At 38.0% G+C, this 24488-nt stretch carries 18 protein-coding genes and 3 pseudogenes; 6 read left to right on the top strand and 15 right to left on the bottom strand.

Features of this window, described 5'->3' with window-relative positions:
* Nucleotides 1-14: 14 nt before the first annotated feature.
* The 4 genes and pseudogenes from HMPREF9257_RS05380 to HMPREF9257_RS09010 form a co-directional block, all read right to left on the bottom strand.
* Nucleotides 15-1412 (bottom strand): relaxase/mobilization nuclease domain-containing protein, encoded by a 1398-nt coding sequence (locus tag HMPREF9257_RS05380; RefSeq protein ID WP_218015546.1) that lies wholly within the window; start codon nt 1410-1412, stop codon nt 15-17.
* Nucleotides 1413-1553: 141 nt separating this feature from the next.
* Nucleotides 1554-1901 (bottom strand): annotated as a pseudogene (locus HMPREF9257_RS05385) (GMP synthase (glutamine-hydrolyzing)); the annotation flags it as partial.
* Between the two features lie 778 nt (nt 1902-2679).
* Nucleotides 2680-3337 (bottom strand): annotated as a pseudogene (locus HMPREF9257_RS09565) (DNA-binding protein).
* Between the two features lie 43 nt (nt 3338-3380).
* Nucleotides 3381-3869, bottom strand: a pseudogene (locus tag HMPREF9257_RS09010) (helicase); the annotation flags it as partial.
* 824 nt (nt 3870-4693) lie between these two features.
* On the opposite strand from HMPREF9257_RS09010, the gene HMPREF9257_RS05395 reads away from it, so the two are divergent.
* Entirely contained in the window at nt 4694-4990 is a 297-nt protein-coding gene (locus HMPREF9257_RS05395) for a hypothetical protein (protein ID WP_006418418.1), read from the top strand.
* Nucleotides 4991-5386: 396 nt separating this feature from the next.
* Here the strand turns inward: HMPREF9257_RS05395 and HMPREF9257_RS05400 are convergent, their stop codons facing one another.
* The 6 genes from HMPREF9257_RS05400 to HMPREF9257_RS05425 form a co-directional block, all read right to left on the bottom strand.
* On the bottom strand, nt 5387-5857 hold the full coding sequence (locus tag HMPREF9257_RS05400; RefSeq protein ID WP_006418285.1) for a Fur family transcriptional regulator: 471 nt from the start codon (nt 5855-5857) through the stop codon (nt 5387-5389).
* A gap of 167 nt (nt 5858-6024) precedes the next feature.
* Complete coding sequence (locus tag HMPREF9257_RS05405; protein ID WP_006418302.1) at nt 6025-6945, bottom strand: ABC transporter ATP-binding protein; 921 nt, start codon at nt 6943-6945, stop codon at nt 6025-6027.
* Nucleotides 6935-8008 (bottom strand): ABC transporter ATP-binding protein, encoded by a 1074-nt coding sequence (locus HMPREF9257_RS05410; protein WP_006418136.1) that lies wholly within the window; start codon nt 8006-8008, stop codon nt 6935-6937. Before HMPREF9257_RS05410 ends, HMPREF9257_RS05405 begins: the two co-directional genes overlap by 11 nt.
* Before the next feature lie 6 nt (nt 8009-8014).
* Nucleotides 8015-8935, bottom strand: a complete 921-nt coding sequence (locus HMPREF9257_RS05415) for an ABC transporter permease (protein ID WP_006418524.1) — start codon at nt 8933-8935, stop codon at nt 8015-8017.
* 1 nt (nt 8936) lies between these two features.
* Nucleotides 8937-9866, bottom strand: a complete 930-nt coding sequence (locus tag HMPREF9257_RS05420; protein WP_006418419.1) for an ABC transporter permease — start codon at nt 9864-9866, stop codon at nt 8937-8939.
* A 392-nt stretch (nt 9867-10258) separates the two neighbouring features.
* Nucleotides 10259-11875: a peptide ABC transporter substrate-binding protein gene (locus HMPREF9257_RS05425; RefSeq protein ID WP_006418195.1), complete on the bottom strand. Its 1617-nt coding sequence runs from the start codon at nt 11873-11875 to the stop codon at nt 10259-10261.
* 193 nt (nt 11876-12068) lie between these two features.
* On the opposite strand from HMPREF9257_RS05425, the gene HMPREF9257_RS05430 reads away from it, so the two are divergent.
* Nucleotides 12069-13172 carry an FUSC family protein gene (locus tag HMPREF9257_RS05430; RefSeq protein ID WP_006418332.1) on the top strand — a complete coding sequence of 368 codons (1104 nt, stop codon included), beginning with the start codon at nt 12069-12071 and terminating at the stop codon, nt 13170-13172.
* Between the two features lie 73 nt (nt 13173-13245).
* On the opposite strand, the gene HMPREF9257_RS05435 is transcribed toward HMPREF9257_RS05430, so the two are convergent.
* Nucleotides 13246-14661: a L,D-transpeptidase family protein gene (locus HMPREF9257_RS05435; protein ID WP_006418447.1), complete on the bottom strand. Its 1416-nt coding sequence runs from the start codon at nt 14659-14661 to the stop codon at nt 13246-13248.
* A 147-nt stretch (nt 14662-14808) separates the two neighbouring features.
* Here HMPREF9257_RS05435 and HMPREF9257_RS05440 point away from each other — a divergent pair, with 147 nt between their 5' ends.
* Both HMPREF9257_RS05440 and HMPREF9257_RS05445 read left to right on the top strand, forming a co-directional pair.
* Nucleotides 14809-15648 carry a bifunctional hydroxymethylpyrimidine kinase/phosphomethylpyrimidine kinase gene (locus tag HMPREF9257_RS05440; RefSeq protein ID WP_006418166.1) on the top strand — a complete coding sequence of 280 codons (840 nt, stop codon included), beginning with the start codon at nt 14809-14811 and terminating at the stop codon, nt 15646-15648.
* Nucleotides 15638-16249, top strand: a complete 612-nt coding sequence (locus HMPREF9257_RS05445) for an endonuclease III domain-containing protein (RefSeq protein WP_006418236.1) — start codon at nt 15638-15640, stop codon at nt 16247-16249. Before HMPREF9257_RS05440 ends, HMPREF9257_RS05445 begins: the two co-directional genes overlap by 11 nt.
* A gap of 379 nt (nt 16250-16628) precedes the next feature.
* Here HMPREF9257_RS05445 and HMPREF9257_RS05450 read toward each other — a convergent pair whose 3' ends face one another.
* On the bottom strand, nt 16629-17654 hold the full coding sequence (locus HMPREF9257_RS05450; RefSeq protein ID WP_006418453.1) for a Gfo/Idh/MocA family protein: 1026 nt from the start codon (nt 17652-17654) through the stop codon (nt 16629-16631).
* Between the two features lie 150 nt (nt 17655-17804).
* Between HMPREF9257_RS05450 and HMPREF9257_RS05455 the strand changes: the two genes are divergently transcribed.
* Together HMPREF9257_RS05455 and uvrC are read left to right on the top strand one after the other, a co-directional pair.
* Nucleotides 17805-18176, top strand: a complete 372-nt coding sequence (locus HMPREF9257_RS05455) for a hypothetical protein (RefSeq protein ID WP_006418299.1) — start codon at nt 17805-17807, stop codon at nt 18174-18176.
* Nucleotides 18130-19962, top strand: coding sequence for an excinuclease ABC subunit UvrC (gene uvrC / locus HMPREF9257_RS05460; RefSeq protein WP_006418156.1), 1833 nt, complete (start codon nt 18130-18132; stop codon nt 19960-19962). The genes HMPREF9257_RS05455 and uvrC overlap by 47 nt, the downstream gene beginning before the upstream one ends.
* A gap of 67 nt (nt 19963-20029) precedes the next feature.
* On the opposite strand, the gene HMPREF9257_RS05465 is transcribed toward uvrC, so the two are convergent.
* The 3 genes from HMPREF9257_RS05465 to gatA all read right to left on the bottom strand — a co-directional run bounded on the left by HMPREF9257_RS05465 (nt 20030) and on the right by gatA (nt 24488).
* Entirely contained in the window at nt 20030-21409 is a 1380-nt protein-coding gene (locus HMPREF9257_RS05465; protein ID WP_006418503.1) for a L,D-transpeptidase family protein, read from the bottom strand.
* A 173-nt stretch (nt 21410-21582) separates the two neighbouring features.
* Complete coding sequence (gene gatB / locus HMPREF9257_RS05470; protein ID WP_006418596.1) at nt 21583-23013, bottom strand: Asp-tRNA(Asn)/Glu-tRNA(Gln) amidotransferase subunit GatB; 1431 nt, start codon at nt 23011-23013, stop codon at nt 21583-21585.
* Nucleotides 23013-24488 carry an Asp-tRNA(Asn)/Glu-tRNA(Gln) amidotransferase subunit GatA gene (gene gatA, locus HMPREF9257_RS05475; RefSeq protein ID WP_006418519.1) on the bottom strand — a complete coding sequence of 492 codons (1476 nt, stop codon included), beginning with the start codon at nt 24486-24488 and terminating at the stop codon, nt 23013-23015. Before gatA ends, gatB begins: the two co-directional genes overlap by 1 nt.

The raw sequence follows: 24488 nt of genomic DNA on the forward strand, positions 1-24488 counted from the left end.
CTCTCCATTTACTTTTATAACTCTATTTCATTCTTCCTACTATGACTTAGTTCAACTGTTTTATCTATTTTTCTTTTATATTTCTTAATAACAGCAATAACCGACTCTTTTTTCTCAGCTTTATTTATTCCAAGATATTCATTCACATTAACTTTCAAATGCTCCAATTCATCATACTGTGTTGCTAATGAACTGTGTTTCTTGATTATCTCCTCTTGTTTAGCTTGCAATTCTTTTAAGTGCTCGTTTAATTTCCTAAAAAGATTTTTACCTGATTTTTTCTTTAATCCTTCTAATGCAGTATCTTTCAAATGCGGAAATTGCTTAAGAAAAATATCTATTTCCTCATAGGATTTCTGATAGGCTTCTATATCTTTTCGGTTCATCATCATATAAATTTTGTCATTTGGATTTTTACGATAACCCTCGTAATGCTCTCGCTTGTTGATAATAATTTTAATATGTTTAACAATTTCCTTTATTCTTTTTTGCTCCCATGAAAGTTTATCAAATTCTCGTTTTAAATCATTTTTTTCAATAGAAATTCCACTAATTCTACGTTCCAATTCTTCCATTGAGTTAAAGCCTTTATCCCTAATTTCAACAAGTGTAGAAGTAGCCGTTTTAAGATTATGTTTCATTGCCCAATGTTTATACCCTTTGCTCGACTTTGCTTTTACATTGTTTTTAAAGTTTATGATATTGCCAATTTCTTTTTCTTTATTTATGATTCTATCTTTGATTCTTTCTTCGGTATAATCCACTCCAATGGTCTTTGCTCTGGTAAATCTTTGCTGATTTTTACTTCTGAAAGCTATGTGTTTACCAAACTTAATTTCATAACCGCAGCTTTCCATCTTAGATAAAAAGTCCTGCCAGTTGATTGACTGCTTTATCATTCTGTCAATATCAAATTGAAGCTTAGATTTAAAACTGCTTCCTTTTTTATCCTCATTCCAATCGTACCAATTCACAAATTTTCTTCGCTTAATTTCATTGATTTCCTTTTGTGTTTCTTGGTCGATGACAGATAAATTATGCTCTCTACAAAGTTTATCGCTTTGATTTCTGATATCCATATAGGAATGATAAACTTTGCCCTCATCAACATCTATGGAATTAAAAATGATGTGATTGTGGATATGGTCTTTGTCGATATGCGTTGCTAAGACATATTCATATTTGCCATCTAAAATCTTTTCGCAAAGTTCGTTTCCCACTTGATGTGCTTCTTCAAAGCTCACTTCTTCCGGAACAAAAGATTGGATTAAATGATGAGCTAAAGTCTTTGTCCTCGACTTAAACTGTTTCTTGGTAAGTTCAAATTCCTTATGAGCATTTTCTCTGCTGCAAAGGTGGGTTGTAACATAGATTTCATTATCGGTTTTATCTCCGTTACAGATATAGTCAATCGCCTTTTTAAGAGTTGTTTTATCGGATGTATCTTTGTAACTGCCATCAGCTTATTACCTTATAGAATTTCATGGTGCTTGAACAAGGTATATCCAGTCTTCTAACTCTTTCTTGAATAAGCCTTCCCGATAGTTCGTTACAATAGTTGCTGGTGGTTTACTTGTGATATTATATACTATTCTATTTATATGATCTACTTCGTTTACTATCCTATTTGATACTTTATCTAAGATATCCCAAGGTATGCGTGAGAAATCTGCTGTCATAAAGTCAGTTGTTGATACTGCTCTAAGTGAAAGTGTATAGTCATATGTTCTAAAGTCGCCCATTACTCCTACTGTTCTATTGTTTGTAAGAACTGCAAAGTATTGGTTTACTTCTTTTGCTATTTCTGATTTTTCTAATTCTTCTCTAAATATTTTGTCTGCATCTCTTAATATGTCTAGTTTTTCTTTTGTGATTTCTCCCATAACTCTAATTGCAAGTCCTGCGATACATACAAAAGATGGACATCTGCGACCAATATCCAAGTCTAAATCTCTACTAGCGCTTACGTGCAAAATATCGAATCCCTTATCACTACATACAGTTCTACGACATCAAAAGAACTAAACAGTCCCTAGGATACAATACGCCCAACTAAAATTTGGGATCCTAGGGAAAAATGAAAGTACTCACTCAGCTCTAGCATTTTCATATTGAATTTAGCATCTATTTTATATCTAAATAGTATTATTTTTATTTACCAAAGTCAATTACGGTTCTACTTGAATTTCTATAAAATATATTATATTGTATTAAAATATGTTGAGATTTATTTTTTATTATATTTTTATAAAAAATAACCTCATCGTTCAAAAATTAAAATACTTAATTAAGTATATAAAATAAATATAGTTGTCTTTATAATAATATTGTCCAGTTTCGATTTAAAGTATAAGTTTAAAAATATTTTTTCTTTACTCCTACAACGCTCTTTATTATAGCTATTTTAATAGCCTTTGTTACTGATTTAACTGAAATTCAGCCTAATAAAAAATCAGTTAATAATTTTTTCAGCATAAGAAATTCCTAACTATTTTTTTATTTTTTACAATTATAATAAGTTAGCAAGATGTTTAATTTCTATATTTATAATTGTTAGGATTTCTATAATTCATATTTACATCTCCTATTGGTTATATTTTAATACACTCTTAATCTAATTACATGAGTAAATACTGCAAATTTACAAAAAAATAAAGGCAGTCCGAAGACTACCGATATTTACCTCTCTGTACCTTTGCTATGGTCTTTCTTATTTGATTTAATTTTATCGTCTGTCTTAAAGCTTTTTATTTGTCCTTAATATGGACTTTTTATCTTTGTCTTGACTCTTTACTTGTTCTTTTGCTTTTAAGAGCTTAGAAGACAAAATACGGACATTTTTATGTTCCTTTCCCTTGCTATCAATGCTTGTTTTTACTTGTCCAAATATTTTAACAAAATCTCCTTGTTTTAGATGCTCTAAATCTTTTGTTTTATCTCCATAAGCTGAGCAATTGGTGTAAATTTTATTTTCATCGTCATCTTTTAAAACAATCGAAAAGTTACTTACTTTAAACTCTTCTCCATTAGCATTCTCTCTTTCAATATTTTCTACTTGACCTGCTATATTACCCACGATATTTATGAGGTCGTTTTTTTCTTCAAGTTCATTGGTATTTTAAATGAGCTTTCCTTGTTCTTTCATATCATCAATCATATAATCAAAGTCATCGCTTAGTAGAGCTGTTGTGTCATTGTTCATATATATAACATAGACTTCTTCAAGTGCCTTTTCATTAGAAACGCCTTTTTCTATGCTTACAAGTGCTTTTATAAAATCCTTGTAATTATTATTCATCATTTCTTCTAAGTTTTCTCTAATATCTTTGTATTCCATAATTTCCTCCTTGTACTAAATAAGGAGAGCCTTTCGCCCTCCTCTATCTTTCTTGTCCTTTTTCGTTTTTTTCTTGATTTTTATCTTTTTTTTCTTCTGATTTGAATTTTGATATTTGTCCCAATATTGATGGTTTCTCTTCCCTTGCATGAAGATTATCCTCTACATCATAAGTTGATTCAAAGTGATCACTATCTTTAAAATCATTGTCATACCTATCAGATATTCCATCATTATCAAGATCTTTTGCTAGTGGATCATAGAAGTTTCAGTCATCATATATTTCTAGTCCTAGAGCTTGTCTTAAGTCTTCTTTATCTACTGATACCAGATCATCAAAACTTGACATCTTTATGGCTTCAGTCATATCTTTAATAGCTTGTGAATTAGATATATCTTATTCTACAAAAGATTCTGTTCTAATAGCAACATTATCTACATACTGAGTTCATGTTTTTTCTTCCAAATTTACCTCATATTGAATAGAGTGCTTACCATCTGGTGTTTCTGTATAGGCAAGTCCTTTATGGCTTTGTGTGGATTAGCCAAATTGTGCCTCTCATACCTCTACAAATCTACTTTGACCGTCGCAAGGTCAAACTCACTTGATGGCAAGCTGGACTCGCTCTGGCTGGAACAAGTGTCCTAACTCTCTTGTATTATCAAATACGTGGCTTTAATTAGCACAATATAATAAAATATAAAAAGCTCAAATCAAGCTAAGGGATCTTTACCTTCAAACTTACTTGATTTGGGCTTTTTTAATGAAAATAATAACTATTCTTAATTAATGTAAAAGCACGATATAAGCATTAACATCTCTTATAGTCAACTAATAGTTTACAATAAATAAAATTACAATAATATAACTTCAAAACATTCAGAAATTTTGATAAACTAACTACATCATCGAATCTAATTAAGATATTTACTTTTATTGCCACTATATTTTCTAGACAAAAAAGGAGATAATCTCATGGAAAATGAAAATAAAAAAAACATAGTTTAATTTATTTTTGGATCATAGTTGGTTTGGTGATAGCTGGACTCATTGCTACTCTTTGCTTCATAATTGTTTTATTGGATACCACAGGCTTTGGTCCCTTCTATTTTATTTTCCTCTTTTATTATGTTGTAGTTTGGTTTACTCAACTTATACTCGTCCTCCCTCTCCACCTTTACCTGAATAATCAAGATAAAAAATTAACTCTCTTTCCAGCCTGCCTCACCTTAGTAACAACTTTCACTATCACTGCCCTTGTCCATCTTTCTATGTCTAATTTTTAAGTGAAAATAGATCTTTCTAGAACAAATCGTCCCTCTGACTGCTTAATTTTATCCATAAGGAGCTAGCCTATGAAAAGACACAGTTTACTATTTTATTGGAGCCGGATAGGTCTTATTTTACTCTTGTTAGTCCTAGTTTTCTGTATCTTTCAAATTGTGATAGAAGCTTCAGGAGCTGGAGTATATTCAATCTTTTATCTTATCTATTTTCTGATGATTTGGCTCAGCCTCCTCATCTTTATTTTGCCCTTGCATTTCATCTTAAAAGTAAATCAAAAAGACTTGACTTGGCTGCAGACTCTCCCTATTTTTATTGGCTTAGCTTACTTAGCTTTTACCATTCTCAATCAAGCTGGTTTCTTTTAATATAATCCCCTAAAACTAGAAAGAAGAGATGCATAAATGATAAAAATCAAACTAGCTGAACTCTGGCAATCCTTTTAGGCTAAACTCTGTTCCAAAAACACATTATTATATTATTGGTCTTTCTTAAAAAACAATACCATTATTGAATTGGCAAACCATGAGACAAAACAGATTAACCTTGTCATCTACTTTTTTTCTTGAATGACAGAAAAATTTATCTTTTCTGGTGGCAAGCCACCATCATCCTCTTTCTGGGTGTCACCATCTATAAACTTGTAGGTTCCCTCAGCCCAATCTATTTTCTTAAAAAACTTCACAAAAAAATTATGCCCTAGCCAAACTCCAATTTGACTAGGGCATAATTTTTATTGCTTAAAGAAAATCCACGCTTAATATCTAGGCATCTCTTTCTTGTTCAGCTAGGTCTTGCTGACATTGGGGACACAAACCATATAATTCTATTTTTGTTTGTTGAATTTGATATCCCGTTTGATCCATGGCTGCTTGGTTGATAACATGAATGTCGTGATAATAAAAATCATCCACCCGACCACACCGTTTACAAATCATATGATAATGACGGTCGCCCACAAAATCATAGCGGGTCCCAGACCCGGCTTGGGTAAGTTCATATAAATAGCCCGCCTCCACCAAAAAATGCAAACTATTATAAATGGTAGCTAGAGAAATTGACTTAAAATCTTGTTTTAAGTATTGGTAGATTTCTTCCGCGGTTGGATGACGATCCGTATCGATCATATAGGTCAAAATAGCTTTGCGTGGCTCGGTTATACGAAATTTGGGATACTTACTTTTTAAATCTTTGACAATTTCTTGAACTTTTTCTTGGGTCTTCGCTTGGGTCACAGTATCCCTCCTCTCCTTAATAGTTAATATTACTCTTACATCTCGTTTTTTGCAATCCTGACCCTTCCTTTACAAGATAAAAAAGAAAGCAGGTCCACCAGCTAAGCTTGTTAATTTTGCTTAGACTGTCCCGCTCTCCATAAAAGGAATCAATTTTTCTGTTCTATTTATAGACCTGCTTCGGCTTTCCAAGCCGCCACTTGGCTAGCAGACCCAAAGACAAAATGTTGGTCACCTACTTCAATCTTTTCAAGGTCTCCGTCAATTTGCGGATGTTCATAAACAATCCGACGACGTTTAGACTCAGAAATCGGGTCAGGTTGTGGTACCGCAGACAGAAGCGACTTAGTATAAGGATGAACGGGATGGCGGTAAATATCATGGGCTAGACCGATTTCAACTAATTTACCAGCATACATCACAATAATCCGGTCGGAAATGTACTTCACCATGGATAAGTCATGAGCAATAAACAAATAGGTCAAATGCCGTTCTTTTTGGAGTTTTTTCAAGAGGTTGACCACTTGAGCTTGAATTGACACATCCAAGGCTGAAATAGGTTCATCCGCAATGATAAATTTTGGATTTAAAGCCAGGGCACGCGCAATCCCAATCCGTTGCCGTTGCCCACCCGAAAATTCATGGGCATAACGGCCGGCATGCTCACGGCTCAAGCCGACCGCTTCAAGTAATTGACCGACCCGTTCTTGGCGGTCTTTCTTTTTTGGATGTAAACCATGGATGTCAAAGCCTTCAGAAATAATTTCTTGGGCGGTCATCCTGGGATTTAAAGAAGCATATGGATCCTGGAAAATCATTTGCATGTCCTTGGCATAGGCTTTCTTATCAGACTTAGATAAATTATTAGAGACCGTCTTACCGTCAAAAACTATTTCTCCATCCGTGATTTCATAAAGTCCAATTATTGACCGACCCGTGGTTGACTTGCCACAGCCTGATTCACCAACCAAACCTAAGACTTCCCCTTCATAAACATCAAATGAAATATCATCTACCGCTTTAACCGGAGCAGAAGATTTGCCGAAATATTGTTTTAAATGTTTAACTTCTAGCAACTTATTTGCCATGAGCAATCACTCCTTCCTGACCTTCAGCTAAGTAGCGATCAATCCGCGCTTGAATGACTGCAGGCACTTGAATTTTAGGGGCATCCGGATGTAATAACCAGGTCTTAGCAAAATGGTCTTCATTCACCTCAAACATAGGTGGTTCCTTTTCATAATCAACTGCTAAAGCAAAACGATTTCGAGCAGCAAAGGCATCCCCCTTGGGTGGATTGATTAAGTTAGGCGGGGCACCAGGAATCGTGTACAATTCAACCGATCCGTCATTATCCAAGTCCGGCATAGACCCCAATAAGCCCCAAGTATAAGGGTGTTTAGGATTATAGAAAATTTCATGGGCAGTCCCGTATTCAACGATTTGGCCCGCATACATGACCGCTACCTTATCCGCCACATTGGCTACAACCCCTAAGTCGTGAGTAATAAAGATGATAGAGTTACCCTTTTGGGCTTGGATTTCCTTCATTAATTCTAAAATCTGAGCTTGGATGGTCACATCCAGGGCTGTAGTCGGTTCGTCAGCAATCAACAGGTCAGGTTCAGCAGCCAAGGCAATGGCAATCACTACCCGTTGCCGCATCCCTCCAGAAAATTCATGAGGGTATTGGTTGAAACGTTTTTCAGGGTTGGAAATTCCAACTAATTTCAAAAGGTCTAAGACTTTTTCCTTAGCTTTTGCCTTGCCCACAGACTTATCGTGGATTAGGATGACTTCCATGATTTGTTTACCAATCTTAATCGTTGGATTTAAGGCCGTCATAGGGTCTTGGAAAATCATTGCAATTTCATTGCCCCGTACATGGGCCATTTCATTTTCAGATAATTCTAAAAGGTCACGTCCTTTAAAGAGGATTTGTCCCTCATCATATTGACCGGGTGGTTGCGGAATCAGCCGCATAATCGCATTTGAGGTCACAGACTTACCTGACCCAGATTCCCCTACAATCGCCAAAGTTTCACCCGGATTTAGCGAGAAGTCAACCCCACGCACCTCCTGGACTTGACCGGCAAATGTCTTAAAGGATATTTTTAAATTTTTTACTTGTAAAATAGGTTCTGTCATCATTCTTCCCTACTTTCTCAATTTTGGATCAAGGGCATCACGAAGTCCATCCCCGACCGCATTAAAGGCAAAAATCGTTAATGAAATAAGAAGGGCTGGGAAGAATAACCGCCAAGGCGCTGTCATAATTGCTTCGTTCCCTTCTGAAGCCATAGTTCCCCATGAAGCCATGGGTGGCGTCACACCAAGACCTAAATAAGACAAGAAAGACTCAGTAAAGATGGCAGACGGAATGGATAGGGTCATGGTTACAATGATTGAACCCATAGCATTGGGTAATAAGTGACGTAAGATTAGATGCTTGGTATCTGCCCCTAAAGTGCGGGCAGCGAGGACGTATTCCTGATTTTTAATCGATAAGACTTCCCCGCGGACAATCCGGGCCATCCGAACCCAACCAGTAATTGATAAGGCCACGATCATTGGTAAGAGCCCATTATCCATTACTACCAAGAGCATTACAACGACAAGCAAGTAAGGAATGGCCGTTAAAATATCCGCAATCCGCATCATTATCGAGTCAACTCTACCACCAAGGACTCCCGATATAGCTCCCCAACTTGCCCCAATCACTAGGTCAATCAAGGCCGCAGCCAAACCAATAAATAAGGAAATCCGCGCGCCAACCCAAATCCTTACAAATATATCACGACTCAGGTTATCCGTACCAAACCAGTTACTAGCAGTTGGTGGTGTATTAAAATTTCCTGTTTGTTCCGCGAAGCTATAAGGAGACAATAATGGAACAAAGATGGCCATTAAGGCAATGACTATTAGAGTTAATAAGCCAAAGACAGCCAATTTATTTTTAAAAAAAGTACGAGCAACTTGGCCCCAGAATGAGATAGTTTTTGGACTGAGGACATCAATCTGGTCTTCTTTAATCCCAACAACTTCAAAGTCTTGGGCATTTAATACTTCTTGACTCATCTTAATCGTCAACTCCTTCCAATTTTATCCGAGGATCAACTAGGGCATAGATAATATCAACAATCAGTACCGCAAATAATAAGAGGATCGAATAGAAAACTGTCGTGCCCATAATCACCGTGTAGTCCCGGTTAGCGATAGAAGTTACAAAGTGCTTGCCTAAACCAGGAATTGCAAAGATTTTTTCTACGATAAAGGAACCAGTAATCACCCCGGCTGATAAGGGGCCTAAGTAGGTAATGACTGGTAATAAGGCATTCCTTAATGAATGTTTGGCGACAATTTTCCACTTGGTTAAGCCTTTGGCTTTGGCTAATTTTACGTATTCTGAAGTGTTTTGTTCTAACATGGAAGACCGAACTAATTTAGCTACATTCCCCATATAGGTTAAGCCAATAGCCAAGGCTGGCATAATTGAGTAAGAGAAGTCTTTCCAGCCAGAGATAGGAAACCAGTGCAACTTCAAGCCAAATGCATATTGCATTAACCCAGCTAAGATAAAGGAAGGCACCGATATCCCCAGGACGGCGATAATGGTCGCCATATAGTCACCAAATTGATTATGGTATGAAGCTGAGATGACACCCAATAAAACCCCTAATCCCACTGCTAGAAGTAAGGATTCAGCTCCTAAGGCTAAGGAAACTGGGAAACTTTCAGCAATCATATCATTGGTGGACCGATTTTTATATTTCATGGATTTACCAAAATCAAAGGTTGCAACCTTTTTGAGATAATTAACATATTGAACTGAAACAGGTTCATTCAGACCGTAAGCTTCATTCAGTTGTTTTTCAATCGCAGGTGGCATGGCTTTTTCACTAGCGAATGGATTCCCAGGTGCAATCCGCATCAAGGCAAAGGTCAAGGACACGATACAAAATAATGCAACGATAATCTGTAAAATCCGTTTTAAGATATATTTGAACACCTTTTTCCCCTTCTTTCTGAAACTCTAAAAATATTAAAAGTCTCAATTAATTTTAATTATATTCTCATTTTACTCATTAAAAATTTAAAGTCAATGTGATTTTATAAAAACTTGTTTTAAAATAAAGATAATTCGTTAAAAACACCCAGTAGTGGGACTGCCTTTGACGTCCCATTTCCTTTATAAGGAACCACGTTTGCTTGGCAAATCTGACACTCTGTTCCTAATTGCTAAAGCATAAAGGGACAGAGCGAAGCGCTGACAGGCTTATTAGGGATCCACGTTCATTCCATTCGCCTGGTCTATTGGGGCTGGGCAAAAAAGCCCAGTCCCGCTCCCAATAGAAAAGAGCCTGGGGGAATTCCCAAGCTCTTAATACAGAAGGGGTATGGTTATTCGATGACAATGTCTTTAAGATTTACGTTACCTAAGGCATCTGGTTCCATATTCTTAACATTGTCTTTCTTCACGAACAAGTTAGTGTAGTAGTAAAGTGGAATCACTGGCATTTCATCAACAAGAATTGCTTCAGCTTGTCTCATTAAATCGGTTCGTTTAGCAGGATCTTGTTCATTGGCAGCTTGATCCATTAAATCTTTATATTCTGGATTTTCCCAGCCGGTATCATTGTTACCATCGGCTGCCGTTTTATACATATCTAAGAAGGAAGAAGCATCATTGTAGTCAGCAATCCAACCTAGACGGGCTACTTGGTAGTCCATATTAGATACTTGATCTAAGTATACTTGCCATTCGGCATTATTAATTTCAGTTTGAATACCTAAGTTCTTAGCCCAACCTTCTTGAATATATTGAGCAATGGCAGAGTGAGCTTCGGACGTATTAATAGAAATGGCAATACTTAATTCAGAAGGATCAGACATACCTAATTCTTCCAAACCTTTTGCCAAGAATTCTTTCGCTGCTTCGACATCATTATCTTTGAAGTAACCACGATCTTCTTCAAAACCTTCAATGGTTGGTGGTACAATACCTAGAGCTGGTGTTTGTTCACCTTTAATAACATTATCAATTAAACCTTGACGGTCAATTGCTAAAGCGAGTGCTTTACGAATATTTACATTAGACATGACTTCATCTGTTGTATTAACCTTGTACCAATAGATGGCAGCATAAGGATTTATATTCAAACTCTTATCATTCTTATAGGTTTCAATCGAATCTAAAGATACTGTATTATATGGCACACCTAGATAATCTAAGTCACCGGCTTGGTATTGGGCATTGGCTGTTGCTTCAGATTCAATCATTTGAACATTCACTGTTTCGAGACTGACATTATCCTTGTCCCAATAGTTTTCATTTTTAGCTAAAACATAATCAGAGTTATGATTCCATTCAGATAAGACGAAAGGACCATTGACTACATAACCATCCCCCGCTTCAGCAGCCCAATCATCACCCGCTTCAACTGCTTTTTGGTTGACTGGCATGAAAGTGTAGTGAGCGACTAATTCTGGGAAGTATGCTACTGGTGAATTTAACTTAACTTCTAAAGTTTGGTCGTCCACAGCTTTAATTCCAACGGCATCAACTTCACCTTCGCCATTATTATAAGCTTCGGCTCCTTCAATCACATAAAGTAAGGATGCATATTCAGAAGCAGTTTCAGGATTCAAGACCCTTTTCCAAGCATATTCAAAATCTTTAGCAGTCACTGGATCACCATTAGACCAAACTGCATTGTCACGTAACTTAAATGTGACCATCTTACCATCTTCAGAGACATCCCAAGACTCAGCTACAGCTGGTTGTGGTTCGCCATCTTTCATGGAGGTTAACCCTTCAAAAACATTCTTAATAATTGCACCAGAAGTTGAGTCCGTAGCAAGCGCAGGATCAATGGTTGGTGGTTCAGAAGTAGTAGAAATATTTAAGACTTGCTCAGCCTGAGCATAAGTCAATTGACTGGCCAAGGGAGAGAGACTTGATACTAACATAGAAGCTAAGGCAGTGACAGCAAGTCCTGCTTTAAGAAACTTTTTCATAAGATTACCTCCTGTAAAATTAAAATTAGATTAAATACATTAAAACCCTAATAGATTAAAAAGTCAACACTTTTTTAATTTTAATTTAATAAAAGTAGGATCTTTTCTTCTTTTGCAAAAAAAATCCTTCTACTTGAAATTTTCTGCCTATCCTCTAATATGAAGGTATAAGAAAAATAGGAGACAACTTATTATGAAAATTGGAGCCCGCGTCTTAAAAACTGGACTAGCCATTAGCCTCTCAATTATGCTGTCCATCTTGCTACTCCCCAATTCTAAAGGAGTCTTTGCAGGGATTGCAGCCATTACTACAACCATGCCTTCTGTTCGTAAATCTTACGAAATGCTAATCAAACGCTTTAATGCTAACTTTATCGGCGGTGTCGTTGCGGTCATTGCCCTCTATACCATTGGGCCTGGTCCCGTCACCACTGGGATTGCAGCCATTATTACGATTGCCATTTTAAATTACCTCAAATTAGCTGACGTATTAACCCTATCGGTCATTACAGTGGTTGCGGTCATGGTAAATGATTCAAATATTTATTATATTACCGCCCTTACCCGGGTCTTTGATACCTTGATTGGAGTTGTGGTTTCATTTGCAGTGAACTGGCTAATTTATCCACCTCACTATGATGAGAAATTCTACGAGAATTTAACGACTACTACAGCAGAAATTCTGACCTTGATTCGCGCAGAATTACGGAATAATATTTCCTTCACCATTCTTAACCAAGATTTAATCAAAGCCCGAAAGTCACTAAAAGAGAGTCGGACCTTATTCGACCTTATCCGGGGCGAAATGATTCCCCGAAAAGCCAACCGTCAAGTAATTGCTCGTAAATATGTTGTTTACAAGCATATGGTCTTGGCCACAGAACAAGCTGTCAAATTAACGGATGCTTTTCACCAATATGACCATGTTTTTAAAAATTTTGATCAAGACCTTCGCCTATTAATTCGTGAGCGGGTTGAGACCCTTTTAACCGCCCATGAACAGATTCTAATGAAATTTGAAGGCCGGATCTATGTAGATCAAGTTAATTTCATGACGACTAGCCGCGATTACCGCAAAAATTATATTAGTCACTTCTTCCAACAAGCTCTGGTTGAGTTAGATATCGAAGATACCAGTCAAATAGATGTCAATGGGATTATTCACATCATGTCTGCTATCTATACCTATGAAGAAGAAATTCATACCCTGAATCGTTTAATTAAGTCTTACTTACATCGTTATAATATTTCGAATGGGGTCATTGAAAAACCTCATGATAGTATTACAAACGTTTAATAAAAACACCTAACTGTGTTCATGGATTAGTCATTAAACTAATCGCTAAAAACAAAGTTAGGTGTTTATTTTTTTAAAAAATCATCACAGGCATGCCCACATAGACAATTTGAAAGACTTCCTGCATGGCGGATAAAGGCGTATTAATACAACCTAAAGATCCTGAGGATTGATAAACATTCCCTCCAAATTGCGATTGCCATTGGGCATCATGAATACCTTGGCCATTATTATCAAAGGCAATCCAATAGTCCACCGGTTGTACATATTCTTTTTCGGTCCTTGGATTATAACCACGTAAATCGGTCTTTTCTAATTTTTGCCAGACCTGATAGGCGCCTGGCACAGTCAAGGTGCCTATATTTCCTGAAACGATAGGGGTTTCTAGCACTAAGGCCCCTTCTAGATAAACTAACATCATCTGATGGCTTAAGTCCACCTCAACATAGGAATTACCGATTTCATTCTCAGCCATGTAGCCTTGACCCGCAATGGCTGGCTCGCGTTTGTAAGAACCACCCTTTAGAATATTCTCGGCAATAACAGGTGCCTCTGCGTCTGGATCGATATACCAACCAAAGGTGCCTGATTCAACTGTGACTAGCCCTTGATAGGTAGATTGAAATTCATGTTTCCCAAACAAGGAAGAATAAGTTTCATTTAATTGATAAATATAATCTTTGATGGCTTCTTGGTCCACCTGGGCCTGGCCTTGATCATCCAGATGCAACCAAGCTTTAATCTGGTCTTGTGGAATAGTAACCGATTCATGATTAAACTCTAGGGTAATCTGTGTCGCCTCTTTAGCTTGATAATCAGCTTGTAAGTCCTGGATACCCTTGCCATCCTTGGTATACTTAGGTTGTTTATAAGCTGTTTTTAAATCAATTTTGTCTAATCCCTGACTGAGACCTTGGGCAATGGCTTGTCGCATTGACTCTGAGTCGATATTATTTCCATATTTTTCTTCAATAACTTGCAAACTACCATCCTCAGCTTCAGTTAATCTGGCGTTCTGGGTAGCCTCTCTTTGGCTATTATCAATCCCTAAACCTTGAATGAGCTGATCAACTTGGCTGTCGTTAGCAAGTAGACTTGGTTGCGCTTCAAGTTGACGATTTCCCCTTAGGATTTGAATTGGCCAGACCCACGCCCATTGTTTCGCTAAACCTTCCTGCCAATCAAAACTATTTGGATAGTCTAGCTCAAATTGATTTAATTGGACAAAGCCTAAGTCTTTGCCTCCTTCTTGAAAATCAACCACTTCTTGACCTAGTTTAGACTTGACTTCGGCTAAGGCCTCTTGTTGATCACGATTGCCAATTGGAACCCCCGCTGCAAAGGTATTCGGTAAATAGTGGTTTTGGTAGAATATTATTCCAATAATATATAAGATAATTAGCAAGGCCAGAATGACCTGCAGGGCAAATGTTTGTTTATTTTTTGCTCTTAACTTTTTTAATAGTGGGATTATTTGCTTTGTTTGCATTTTTTCTGACCTCCTTTATTAGTTTACTATATTATACTATAAGATAGGATTGAATGTCTGACCTATGAATTGAAAAAATGATTTTCTTGAATATTTTCGATAGTAAGTTAAGATAGAAACAGATTCTCAATAGAAAGTGAGATAATTATGTCACGTTTACTCTTAATTAATGATATTCCAGGAGCAAGCAAGGTTGCAGCTAACACTAATTTACCTGTCTTGACGACTATGGGATTAGAAACGGCCTTATTACCCACTATGATTTTGTCCAGTCATATGGGTTATCAACCTGTGATTCAAGCCTTAACTGATAGCTTTGCACTAAGTCTGAACCATATTAAAAAGCTAAATTTCCATTATGAAGCCATGTTTACTGGGTATTTTGCCCAAGAAAATCAAATTGATACGGTCTTAAGCAAACACCAAGACTTAGCTGACCGCCTTTATTTAGACCCCATCATGGGTGATGGCGGCCATTTATATACTAGCTTTGACTACAATTTTGTCCAAAAAATGCGAAAGCTCGTAGGGCAAGCCCAAATGATTTTTCCAAACCTAACCGAGGCTAGCCTCCTAACCCAGCAGGCTTTTAAGGCACGCCCCTCAGAATCCGACCTACTTAGTCTGAGTGACGCTTTGCTAGACCTGGGCTGTCAACAAGTCGTAATTACCGGTGTACTGAATCAAAACCACAGTCAAATTGGTTTTTATTACCGCGACCAAACTAGGGCTAGAGGAAAATATTACTTCCATAACTATTATCCCCAACCCCTCTATGGTACCGGTGACTTAGCCGCCAGCCTTATTACTGGTTTTAGCGAAAATCAATATGGTCCTGACCAAGCCCTTAGACTAACGAGTCAGCTGATGGATACCATCATCAACTATTCGCTTAGTCATCCAGGACAACAAGCCAATACCCTAGCCTTTGAGCCATTTTTAGTTCAAATGGGTCAACTAGCCAAGGAAGGTCATTATGGTTCTTAGTGATAAAGCAGCTTATGACTTTCTTCAAAAGATTATGAAACTTTATCCCCAAGCTCAACCTCAATTAATTTATGAGAATGCTTTTCAGTTAGTCGTGGCCCTCATCCTGAGTGCCCGCACCTCCGACCAAGCCCTAGCAAAAATCACCCCTACCTTGTTCACGCGTTACCCCACTCCGGCTGACCTAGCCCAATCAAAACCTACCGAGATTGAAGCTTACATCAATCAAATTGGTCTTTACCATCAAAAAGCTAAATATCTTTACCAGACAGGTCAAATTTTAGTCGATCAATTTGAGGGTCAAGTTCCAGCCACCCGGGATGATTTAATGAAACTGGCCGGAATTGGCCGAAAATCTGCCAACCTGGTCTTATTAAAAGCCTTCAACATTCCTGCCTTTGCGGTCGATAGTCATATTCAGCGGATTGCTTACCATCATAGTTTAGTAAGTCCAGGTGCCTCATTATTGAAAATCGAAAACCGGGTTTGTCAACTGCTGGAAGCAGACCAGTGGGGCCATGCTCACCAAGCCATGATTGAATTTGGCCGCCACCACTGCCGGCCCGGCGGACGCGGAGATTGTTTGACTTGTTTTAAATAGGATTTCTTTTTAGTAACTGAAAATTTTTACCTGTTAAAATTCAATACATGGCAGACATGTATGTGTAAGTTTGGTGGTCAAGAAAGCTTTGGGAGTAGTCAAAGTACAACCGACAAGTGTTTTGTGCATCGAAATTGATTAAAGCACCCTTCTCAAACTTTCTGTGCATTGAGATGAACCAATGCACATCCCTCGAATTTTTTGTGCATTAAAATCAATCAAAGCACAACCATCAAGAGTTTTGTCGGTTAGAACAGGACCAGTCACAAAAACCCTAGTCCCCAGTTCAGTTTAATTTACATAAATTGGGAGCTAGACAAAGTCCGGCTCCCTTTTTTTACTTTTTTTGTTCCTAATCCAACTAAGAAAAAGTTATCTTTTAAAATTCATCTATTTCTGGTAATTTTGCTGATTTTCTTAAGAGTTCCATGGTTTGAGTCACTGCTAAAGAAGTTTGCTTCCAGTCTTCATAAACATAGGATAAATGTGTATCATCAGGATGGTTAATCACTTCAGCAAAATTAACCAATTCGTCATACATTGGATTTTCTGGTGTATAAGCAATTAACGTTGCTTCCTGACCAGAAGCATCAATCAAGTCAACGCGATCAATCCGGGTAATTCCATGAATCACAATCGTTTCATCATCCACATAAATTTCAGAGGTCAATTGGGAATGGACTCCTTTAGAAAGAAAGATATTTACCATAAAATCAGCATATTTGAGGTGAATTGTCCCAAATAAATCGACCCCATTTTTACCTTTTTGGGCATTATAACGAACACTTTGAGGTAGACCAAATAAATCAATAGCTACATAAAGCGGGTATACCCCTAGGTCCATCAAGGTCCCCCCGGCCATAGCAGGATTAAAAACATTGGGCCCTTTTTCGCCTTTTTCCATAGCCGCTAAGTATTGAACATAGCGTGAGGAATATTGACCAATATTAAAATTAGCCCCTAAAAAAGGTTGGCTGATTTCATCGAGCTTTCCTTTAACGAGTTCTTTTAGGCGGCGGTAGTTTCGATTTTGATAGTGGACCGCTGCTTCAAAGAAAAAGACGCCATTACGATTAGCAGCCTCTTCGAGTTCATGCCATTGAGCAATTGAAGTCACGATTGGTTTTTCAACAATCACATGCTTGCCCGCTTTGACGGCACGTAAGGCCTGGCTAAAATGCATAGCATTGGGACTCGCAATATAGACTAGATCAACCTCTGGATCAAATAAAATATTATTTAAAGCGTCCGTATAATAATCCGCTTGGTAAACTTGAGCAAAATCCTTTGCCGTATCGACCGACCGTGAATACACTGCCTTTAAGTGGTACAAATCAGTTAACTTACATGCTTTAATAAATTGTTCAGTAATCCAGGAAGTTCCAATTGTTGCTACATTTATCATAGATTACCCTCCTGTTTAATCATTTTCTTAAATTATATCACACTTATACTACTTGCGAGTAGAGGCTATCAAACACTTTTTAATCTTGAGCACACTAAAGCTTTGGCTTGACTAAATTTGCTATAATAGAAATATAAAAGGAGGGTTAAGATGACAGCGTTAGATAAACTTCAAATCAAGGGCCAACTAGTCAAAAGTAAATTTATTCAAGCCAAAGACGCCCAATTACTTTATATCCAAGTACTTTCTAAGCAAAATGAAAAAATTAATGCCCTCTTAGCCAAACATGGACTGGAATTCCTAATGGACCATCAGGAGGGAGACCCGGTCACTCTTTATGGTCACTATAATCAAAAACACCAATTTGTGGTTGAAAAATATCTATCGGCCCAAAAAGGGACAAGCTTATACGATCCGAAGCAACCCAAACATTTAAAATATCCCCACCAAAAAAAATCTAACCTAAGGAGGACCTATGACTCATCCTCAAGACAAGCAAAATACCGATGTAAAAACGAATGACATTCGCCAACATATCGAACAAAAATTAGCTATTTTACCAAATGAACCTGGTTGTTACATTATGAAAGACAAAAATGGTCATATTATCTATGTGGGTAAGGCTAAAATCCTAAAAAATCGGGTCCGCTCATACTTCCGCGGCGCTCATGATACCAAGACAACCAAGTTAGTTTCTGAAATTTGTGACTTTGAGTTTATTGTAACCAATTCTAATAAAGAAGCCTTAATTTTGGAAATCAATTTAATCCAGAAATATAAACCCCAATATAATATTCGTCTTAAAGAGGGAACCATGTATCCCTACCTAAAGATCACCAAAGAAAAAGACCCCCAACTCATCATTACTAATACAGTAAAAAATGATGGCGGTACCTACTTTGGCCCCTTCCCGAATGTTTATGCAGCAACTCAGACCCAACAAGTTTTATATAAGGCTTATCCATTACGCCACTGTGGCCTCAATGAAAAACGCGCTTGCTTCTATTACCACCTCGGCCAATGTATTGGACCCTGCGACCACGAAGTCCCGCAAGAAGTCTATGACCGCCAAATTGATAAGATTAAGCGATTTTTCAAAGGGGATGTCGCCGAAATTAAGACAGCTTTAAAGGAAAAAATGGAAACTGCCGCCGAAAAAATGGAATTTGAACAAGCCGCTGACTATCGCGACCAAATCCGCTATATTGAAACCACAGTCGAACAACAAAACGTCATGAATAAAGACTATGACAATATGGATGTCTTCGCCTATGTCATGGACAAGTCCTGGTTATCTATTCAGGTCTTCATGTTACGTCAAGGATCTATACTAAAACGCAAGGCAATTATCGAGCCTTCTTATGGTAATCCTGAGGAAGAAGTTACTTCCCTGATTGCCCGTTTCTATAAGGAACAAGCCCAAATCCAACCCAAGGCCATTCTCGTTCCTTCGGATGTTGACCATGAACTCCTCCATGATTTCCTTGATCTGCCCGTTTCAACCCCACTTCGAGGTAAGAAACATTCTATCTTAGAGCTTTGCGAGAAAAATGCTAAGATCGCCCTCGATGAAAAATTCCGATTGGATGCTATGAGTCACAAGAAAACCGTCCAAGCCGTTCAAGAATTAGCAGATGCCCTTAATATTCCCCAAGCCGAACATATTGAATCCTTTGACCATTCGAATATTCAAGGAACCAATGCGGTCTCAGGTATGGTGGTCTACACCCATGGTAAGGAAGATCGGAAAAATTACCGCAAATATAAAATTAAAACTGTGGAGGGTGCCAATGAATTTGCTTCGACCCAAGAAGTTATCCGCCGCCGCTATAGCCGCTTACTTAAAGAAGAAAAGCCCCTACCTGATTTAATCCTTATGGACGGGGGCATTGTCCAAGTCCGCGCTGCTCGCGATGTGATTGAAAATGAATTAGGTCTAGCTATCCCGGTAGCTGGCATGGTCAAAAATGACCACCATAAAACCGCCGCCCTCTTAGATGGCTATAGTGAAGAAATCATATATTTAGATCCCCGAAGTCAGGCTTTCCGCCTCCTTCAAAGAGTCCAAGAAGAAGTCCACCGATATGCAATTTCTTACCACCGCAATGTCCGTTCTAAGAATACCTTCGCTTCAATCTTAGAAGAAATCGATGGGGTTGGACCTAAGACCCGCAGCAAATTATTGAAGCACTTTAAATCCTTACAGAACATTAAAATCGCTAGTTCCGAAGAAATTCAAGCCCTTGGAATTAATCAAAAAACAGCTATAGCTGTTTTAGAAGCTTTAAATAAAACAAGCAGAGATTAGGATATTTAATATCCTAATCTCTGCTTTATTTTTTATTTTAAATAATCACTTGATCTATTTTTTTAACTTAGAAAACAATCACAGGGGTCCCGTAATCCACATAAGAATAGATTAAAGATACTTGGTCATATGGGGTGTTAATACAACCCAGTGAACCTGCATAGGTATGGACGTCGCCACCAAAGGCTGATTGCCAAGGAGCGTCATGAATACCTTGGGCCTTATCATCAAAACGAATCCAGTATGATACTGGGGTTGAATACTCCACATTGTAGAATTGATTGTACCCCACTAAATTCGTGTCGGTTAGCATTTCATTGACAGCATTGGCTCCTGGCACTGTTTCAGCCCCATCTTTACCTGAAACAATAGGGGTTTCTGTAATTAGGGTACCTTCATAGTATAGGTACATAGTTTGATTAGCTAAATCAACCTCAACATAAGTATCACCAATATCATCAGCTGCCCCTGCAATTCCTCCAGTAGAGTAAAAGACTGGCTCAGCTGGAACTGACTCGCCCGCTTCTAAAGCTGAAGCAATGGCTTCTGTTTCGGCTTCAACATCAATTTCCCAACCTAAAATTCCTGGTTGGACTTCTACTTTACCAAAATTAGTCGAATTAAATTCACGATATTTATTAAAGGTTGAATATTTTTCATTGAGCTCGGTTAAATAAGCAGCAATGGCTTCGCGGTCTAATTGAATTTCATCATCATCCGATAAAGTCATCCATGATTCAATCTTCTTTTTGTCAGTTTCAACGGTGTCACCACCTAATTCAAAAGAAAATTCATTATTTGCAATTTTATCGATTTTAGTTAACTTATCTTGAAGTTTCTTATTATCTTCCACTGCGATTGGTTGATCATAAGCTTCTTCTAATTTAATGTCTGTTTCTTTAGTGGTTAAAGCTTGATCTAGAACTTCTTCCAGCTTTTCTGCTTGGATTTCAGTGCCAGCCTGTCCTTCTGTTGCGTAGTATCCTTTAGCTTCATCATAAGCCAATTCTGCTTGGATGGCAGGTTTGCGTTTGTTCCCCTTAAGCTCACTTTGATTTAAATCAGAGGCTAAATCAGCCACATCTAAATCAACTTCTTGACCTAAACTATCAGCATACACCTTATCCGTCAGCATTTCACTCATCCAATTAGCATGGTCTTGTTGCTTAAAGGCTTGCTTGATTGATTTATTTAAGTTGAAAGTTGGCTTTAAATCAGCCAATTGAATTTTTTTAACTGTTTGGCCATCCTCGATTAATTTATATTCTTTAGCTAAGAGTTGTTTTTCAACTTTGTCGCTCGCTGCTTTGACTGTAAGGTTAGAAATATCAATCCCTGCATATTGAGAATTGAAATTAAAATGGTCTTGAAAGTAAAAGAAACCTCCACAATAGATTAACCCAAAAAGAACAAAAACACCCATCACGAGCTTTAAGAACTTTTTCATCGCAGTAACCCTTCCTTTATAATTCGATAATAATCTTTAAAAAATCTTAAGTATTTAAAAGATACCATGAAAACTTAAAGGAATCAATGTTATCTAGCATATTTTTTATGAGAAAATAGTTAAAAAGTCAGATAAAGAAATACATTCTTTGTCCGACTTTTCTTCTTTTAAACTTATAATTTCGCTAAGGTTTCTTCTAATAATTGATTAATTACTTGTGGATTGGCTTGTCCCTTAGAGGCTTTCATAATTTGACCGACAAAGAATCCAAGTGCCCGTCCTTTACCATTCTTATAATCTTCAACTGATTGAGGATTATTAGCAATGGCTTCATCAATCATTGGTTGCAATTTGGCTGGATCAGAAATTTGGGCCATCCCTTGGGCTTCGACGACTTCCTCAGCATCACCACCTTCAGTCACTAAGATTTTAAAGAGTTTCTTAGCGATTTTAGATGAAATGGTTCCCTTATCAATTAATTGAATCATTTGACTCAAATTATGGGGCGTTAATTCAGTTTCATTCAAGGATACTTGCGCCTTATTTAAGTGGGCAGACACTTCGCCCATCAACCAGTTAGAAGCTTGTTTAGGGTCAGCTCCTTCAGCTACCGTTTGATCAAAGAAATCTGACATTAACTTAGTTTGAGTTAAAACCATGGCATCATATTCAGGTAATTCATATTTTTCAACATACCGCTGACGACGTTGGTCTGGCATCTCAGGTAATTCAGCTTTAACTTTTTCCACCCAATCACGGCTAATATGTACCGGTGGAATATCTGGTTCGGGGAAGTAACGATAATCGGCCGCCCCTTCTTTGACCCGCATCAAGATTGTGTCGCCAGTTGCTTCATCATAACGTCGAGTTTCTTGTTGGATGATACCCCCAGCCCGTATAATATCCGCTTGACGGGCCTCTTCAAAGGCTAAACCTTTACGTACATAGTTAAAGGAGTTTAAGTTCTTCAGCTCTGTTTTAGTCCCAAATTTTTCTTGACCATAAGGGCGAATAGAGATATTGGCGTCACAACGAAGGGATCCTTCTTCCATCCGGACATCAGAAACATCAGTGTATAAGATTTTTTCCCGTAAGGCTTCAAGGTAAGCATATGCTTCTTCCGGTGACCGCATATCCGCTTCCGATACGATTTCAATCAAGGGGGTTCCTTGACGGTTCAAGTCTACATAGGAGAAGCCATCGGTACCGTGGGTATTTTTACCTGCATCTTCTTCCAAGTGAACCCGTTCAATTCGGATTTTTTTCTTATGACCATTGACTTCGATTTCAATCCACCCATTCGTCCCGATTGGAAAATCATTTTGGGAAATTTGATAAGCGGCTGGGTTATCAGGATAGAAGTAATTTTTCCGGTCAAAGCGCATCGTTTCTGCAATATGACAGTTTAAAGCTAAGGCTGCCCGCATCCCAAATTCAATGGCTGCCTTATTAAGAACAGGTAGCGCCCCTGGGTAGGCCCAGTCTTTTTCATTGGTATTTGAGTTAGGCTCAGCTCCAAAGTGAGCGGGAGAGCTAGAGAAAATCTTGGTTTCAGTTTTTAGTTCTACATGGACTTCAAGTCCAATGACAGTTTCAAAGTTCATTACTTGTCTCCCTTCACAAAATTAGGTTCTTGGCTTAAATAATCATGACCTTGTTCGAAAGCGTGAGCTACTTGGTATAAAGTAGCTTCATCTTGAGCTTTAGCCATTAATTGTAAGCCAATCGGTAGACCCGCTTGGTCTAAGCCCGCTGGAATTGAAATGGCAGGTAGACCGGTTAAGTTGGAATTGACCGTTAATAAGTCAGCTGTATACATTTCTACTGGGTCTTTAGTTTCTTTACCTCCAATTAAGAAGGCAGTAGAGGTAGTTGTTGGTCCCATAATTAAATCATATTGGTCGAAGACTGCTTGGAATTCTTGCTTGATGAGAGTCCGTACTTGGGCTGCCTTCTTGAAGTACAAGTCAAAGGCTCCAGCAGATAAAGAAAAGGTTCCTAAGATAATCCGACGTTTCACTTCATCACCGAATCCTTCTGACCGTGATTGCACGTAAACTTCTTCTAAAGTTTGAGCTGCTTCAGACCGATAACCATAACGGATACCATCATAACGTTGTAAGTTTGAAGATGCTTCAGAAGAAGCAATAATATAATACACATTAATCCCATAAACAGAATGCGGTAGGGAAACTTCTTCCACGGTTGCACCTTGGCTTTCAAAGAAGTCAGCGGCTTCTTGCATCCGTTGCCGGATTTCAGTATTAATTGAATCTACTTTATATTCTTTAGGGAAAGCAATCTTCATTCCTTTAAGGTCTTGACCAATTTTGCTTGAAAAATCATATTGCTCAGTTGGTAGTGAAGTCGAATCGCCTTCATCATGACCTGCAATCACTTCTAGTAGTAAGGCATTATCAGCCACGGTATGAGTTAATGGACCTACTTGGTCTAAGGAAGAACCGAAAGAGATAACCCCTAACCGAGAAACCGTGCCGTAGGTTGGTTTCATCCCAACTAAACCATTAAAGGCAGCTGGGTTACGGACAGACCCCCCCGTATCAGTACCTAAAGCTCCTGGTACTTGTTGGCTAGCTACCACTGCAGCTGATCCACCAGAAGATCCCCCAGGTACTCGTTCTAAGTCCCAAGGATTATGGACGGGTCCGAAATAAGAAGTTTGGTTGGACCCACCCATGGCAAATTCATCCATATTGACCTTACCAATAATAATGGCACCGGCCGCTTTTAGTTTAGCAATCACCGTCGCATCATAAGTTGGCACAAAGTTTTCTAACATTTTTGAGGCCGCGGTGGTTCTTAAACCTTCCGTTAAAATATTGTCTTTAATTGCTAGAGGAATACCATTTAAGACAGGAGCATCTGAACCATAGCCAATTTGATCGGCTTGTTCTGCTGCCGCTAAGGCTTGTTCTTTATTTAAAGTAATAAATGCATTAATGGCTTCATCCTTTTGCTCAATATCGGCGTAAATAGCGGTCACCAAATCTTTAGAGCTATATTTACCTGCTGCTAAATCAGCTTTAATCCCGTGTAAGGTTTTTGAAAATTCTACCAT

It is taken from the genome of Eremococcus coleocola ACS-139-V-Col8 (assembly GCF_000183205.1).
Classification (GTDB): Bacteria; Bacillota; Bacilli; order Lactobacillales; family Aerococcaceae; genus Eremococcus; species Eremococcus coleocola.

Excerpts from the sequence above, each read along its gene's own strand:
- HMPREF9257_RS05395 (WP_006418418.1), top strand. The coding sequence starts at position 4,694 with ATGAAAAGACACAGTTTACTATTTTATTGGAGCCGGATAGGTCTTATT.
- HMPREF9257_RS05405 (WP_006418302.1), bottom strand. The coding sequence starts at position 6,945 with ATGGCAAATAAGTTGCTAGAAGTTAAACATTTAAAACAATATTTCGGC.
- HMPREF9257_RS05410 (WP_006418136.1), bottom strand. The coding sequence starts at position 8,008 with ATGATGACAGAACCTATTTTACAAGTAAAAAATTTAAAAATATCCTTT.
- HMPREF9257_RS05415 (WP_006418524.1), bottom strand. The coding sequence starts at position 8,935 with ATGAGTCAAGAAGTATTAAATGCCCAAGACTTTGAAGTTGTTGGGATT.
- HMPREF9257_RS05425 (WP_006418195.1), bottom strand. The coding sequence starts at position 11,875 with ATGAAAAAGTTTCTTAAAGCAGGACTTGCTGTCACTGCCTTAGCTTCT.
- HMPREF9257_RS05430 (WP_006418332.1), top strand. The coding sequence starts at position 12,069 with ATGAAAATTGGAGCCCGCGTCTTAAAAACTGGACTAGCCATTAGCCTC.
- HMPREF9257_RS05435 (WP_006418447.1), bottom strand. The coding sequence starts at position 14,661 with ATGCAAACAAAGCAAATAATCCCACTATTAAAAAAGTTAAGAGCAAAA.
- HMPREF9257_RS05440 (WP_006418166.1), top strand. The coding sequence starts at position 14,809 with ATGTCACGTTTACTCTTAATTAATGATATTCCAGGAGCAAGCAAGGTT.
- HMPREF9257_RS05445 (WP_006418236.1), top strand. The coding sequence starts at position 15,638 with ATGGTTCTTAGTGATAAAGCAGCTTATGACTTTCTTCAAAAGATTATG.
- HMPREF9257_RS05450 (WP_006418453.1), bottom strand. The coding sequence starts at position 17,654 with ATGATAAATGTAGCAACAATTGGAACTTCCTGGATTACTGAACAATTT.
- HMPREF9257_RS05455 (WP_006418299.1), top strand. The coding sequence starts at position 17,805 with ATGACAGCGTTAGATAAACTTCAAATCAAGGGCCAACTAGTCAAAAGT.
- uvrC (WP_006418156.1), top strand. The coding sequence starts at position 18,130 with ATGACTCATCCTCAAGACAAGCAAAATACCGATGTAAAAACGAATGAC.
- HMPREF9257_RS05465 (WP_006418503.1), bottom strand. The coding sequence starts at position 21,409 with ATGAAAAAGTTCTTAAAGCTCGTGATGGGTGTTTTTGTTCTTTTTGGG.
- gatB (WP_006418596.1), bottom strand. The coding sequence starts at position 23,013 with ATGAACTTTGAAACTGTCATTGGACTTGAAGTCCATGTAGAACTAAAA.
- gatA (WP_006418519.1), bottom strand. The coding sequence starts at position 24,488 with ATGGTAGAATTTTCAAAAACCTTACACGGGATTAAAGCTGATTTAGCA.